This is a genomic window from Microcoleus sp. D3_18_C2, assembly GCF_036702395.1.
In the GTDB taxonomy this organism is placed as follows: domain Bacteria; phylum Cyanobacteriota; class Cyanobacteriia; order Cyanobacteriales; family Microcoleaceae; genus Microcoleus.
Map to the genome: position 1 here is coordinate 1 of NZ_JAUBTG010000126.1, position 3,128 is coordinate 3,128.

Consider the following 3,128-nt stretch of genomic DNA (forward strand, 5'->3'; position numbering starts at 1 on the left):
GCTTAAGCTTCGGTGCGCCTACCTTAACGGATCAATATCCGTTTGATGATCAAAAGCGCAAAACCGGGATGCTCCCATCTGTAATTTAATCCCATTGATTGAAACCGTCCATAAATAGCTTAAATCTAACAGCTTTTTTACAATATTAAAAGCTTCTTCAATCCGCCAACGTCTTCGATACAAATCTGCTACTACCTAAGGGGGTAATTTTTCTGGCTCTAGCACACTTTTTAAATAAGAATGCCAGGTTTTTTCTTAACGAACTTCAATCAAACGTAAGGTAATAAACGGAGTTTTCTTCGTTCCAGACCCCAAACGTATCTTACGGTCTCGCAGTCCATAACTATCGGTAAATACTTCCTCTACTTTGATGGCGGCTCCTTTCTTTATTCGGGTAATAAAGTTAACCTTTTGCTCAATTAATCTTAACCAAAAACTAAAGTGATAAAAGCCTATATCTAATAGTAATAACGTATTTTTGCTGACTAAATTGAGGATATTCTCTTCAAGCTTTACATCAGATTCTTTCGCATTTTCGGTAAACCAAATTTCGACTGGCAATCTAGTTACTAGATCAATTACTGTACTTATTTTCCCCGCCAATTGTCCTATTTTAGCTGACTCTAAGTTTGATAATTTCCGAAATAATGCCTCTAATATTGAACTATCTATAATCCAAATCTGCTCAAATCTTGTTAATGTAAACTGAATACTTTCTGGTAAGGTTCGTTGATTTCTCCTCTGCCAATTTGTTCTTAAACGCGGTAAGAAATCCTTAAATACTTGTTCAAACAGCTCATCCGTAAAGGTCAAAAATCTTTGTGAGAGTGCTTGTTGGCTGACGGACGTGGGATTACACCACAGAAAGCCGTCTCTCGTTAACATTCGGGTCAGCTCTCTTACCCCTGCCACATCTCGCCATAGTAAGGTTAAGACCGCAGCCATCATCAATGGCAAGTTGAGAATTCGGTCTCGAAGTTTTAGCTGACGGTAGGAATTTTCCTCCCAAAGCATGGCTGGTGTCAGTAATGCTTCTAGTTGCTGGGCAATTACTTCATCCTCTATCAGTGGTCGTTGTTTCTTTTTCGCGTGGTCCCGGTTGGTAGTTCTGGTCTTGGTCATGGCTGGTCATAATTGCTCAACTACTTGCCTATTCTGAGTTTCATCTATTTTTTAACCAATGTAAATACCCCCTTGACAATTTACCCCTCACCTTAACTTGTCACTAATAGATGCCAACAGACTCCAACTATTTCGCCAAACTCAGGGGAAATAGCCTCGTCATTATCAGGCCAAAAACTGAGAATTTTGTCACCGACGTTAAACTGCGGTGCAGGATATTTTTTGGGAAATTCAAAGACTGACTGAGGACGTGGCACAAAAAATAACAAAGCGGCCGATGCGATTTTTTGCAATAACTCGCGACGGGGAAACATTAAGAGTTGCGATCGTCCGTTAGGACAATCGGCTGAAAGTGGCATAATTTATAGGCTCCAAACGTTGAGAGATAACGATTTGGGGAAGTCGTGACTTGTTAAGCATTTGCAGTGCTTAGCAGTCGCGCATCAATCTTCCTTAGTTACTCACGATTGCAGACTTACACTTCCTTGTCAACACAGGAAGTGTAAAGTTTTGTTTCAAATTATTCGGCAAGCAACTCCATCACTTCGTCGGGCGTAATGCCATAAATAGCAGCTAGCAGCTTGATACTTTTCCCGTCACTACCCAATTGTTTAAGTACCCCAATAGCACTACCTAAAGGGATAGCTTCTTTTGTTGAATGAGTTAGCAAGTCAATTGTCGTCTTAGTATTGGCTCGTTTTTTATAAGTACCTTCATTCATCTGTGTTGAATGTCCTAAGCTTTTAGCTCTTGTTTCCTGGGACATCCCTGCCATTTGACCGTTGAGATTAGCTAGGTGACGTAAAGCGTGAGACTGAGTAAAACCTTTATTCCATCTTTTCAAAGTAGCCCACGCACGGTCATTATATGCACCAGAAATTGTCTTTGGATTGTTCGATGTCAACCTAACTTCAGGCAATTTTCCTAACTTGATTCCCAAGCGTTCGATTAAATCCGAATGAGTAGGAGGAAGCATTGGCACACACAATCGGTAGCCAGTCTTAGTCGTAGTTTCCAACTTGGTTTTTTCCCCTACTACGGCAATCATTTTCGTGTTACTTGGTTCACTCAGTGCCGGAATAGTAATGCCATCTTTTGTCTTAAACGGTTCGTTGACGTTCTGTATCGCGAACACTTCATGTACCCGAAAACCATACACCACCTGCATTGAGAATACCCACAACCATCGTTTGCGTGATTCTAAGTTGTACCGCTTATCATCGGAGATAGCTAAAACTTCCTCGTGAAATTTAAAAAATTCATCCACTGATATAGACTGAAGGTCTTCTCTGAACTGTGTCTGCGTGCCGTTAATTTCTTTAAGCCGAATAAGCAAGTCAGTGTTGCCAACAGTCTCAGCAAGCTTACGCATAGCGCACAAGCAGTTTTTGAAACATTTAGTTCCTACTTGCTTGCTGTGAACTACCAGTAGAATGTCTGCCAGGTTCAGGACTGTGTTTTGTGGCAATAGCTTGAAATAGTGTCCGTAAACACATCGCCAACTATATTGATGGCTAGGATTGTTCTTGTCGCGAGGTTGACGACGCTTTGTGTGTCCATCCCAATATTCTTTTTCTACTCTTGCTATCGCCTCACCGAACGTCATCAAATCATTTTTGATGACGTTCTTTTCTATAATCACATCATCATACCAAGCCAAGAACTGAGACTCGGTTTTTAGTGATTCTAAAGCGCTAGCGACTAGGTGAGCCCTCCTCAAAGCATCAGTAATCCCTTGCATTGTCAGGTAACATCCGCAGGCTTTATTGACTCGCTTGACGCCTAACTTGAATTGAAGTGTTAAGTAGGTCGGCGAAAAAAAACAAAACTATGTTAAGATACATAAAGAAAGGTAGAAATTTAGTGAGGTAATTAATATATGGGCGCTCGATTAAGAGTATTTCTCACTCAAAAGCAAGACAAAACCCTATTTATAGTCATTTCAAATAAATGTGAGACAGAGGCAAGATCATGATAAAATCGATAAAAATAGTTAATTAGAAAAA

The 3,128-nt window shown here is 40.4% G+C and carries 2 protein-coding genes and 1 pseudogene; all 3 read right to left on the reverse strand.

The genetic code is table 11. The features are described from left to right. Window positions 1–75 precede the first annotated feature (75 nt). Window positions 76–1,068 (reverse strand): annotated as a pseudogene (locus QUA88_RS29340) (IS4 family transposase); the annotation flags it as partial. A gap of 146 nt (window positions 1,069–1,214) precedes the next feature. Then, window positions 1,215–1,481, reverse strand: a complete 267-nt coding sequence (locus QUA88_RS29345; RefSeq protein WP_333058645.1) for a hypothetical protein — start codon at window positions 1,479–1,481, stop codon at window positions 1,215–1,217. A 161-nt stretch (window positions 1,482–1,642) separates the two neighbouring features. Then, the gene (locus tag QUA88_RS29350) at window positions 1,643–2,842 is read right to left on the reverse strand and encodes a hypothetical protein (protein ID WP_333234324.1); all 1,200 of its coding nucleotides are present in this window, start codon (window positions 2,840–2,842) and stop codon (window positions 1,643–1,645) included. Between the last annotated feature and the right edge of the window lie 286 nt (window positions 2,843–3,128).

What these genes read in the sequence shown, in the direction of transcription:
- QUA88_RS29345 (WP_333058645.1), bottom strand. Translation starts at nt 1,481, where the DNA reads ATGCCACTTTCAGCCGATTGTCCTAACGGACGATCGCAACTCTTAATG.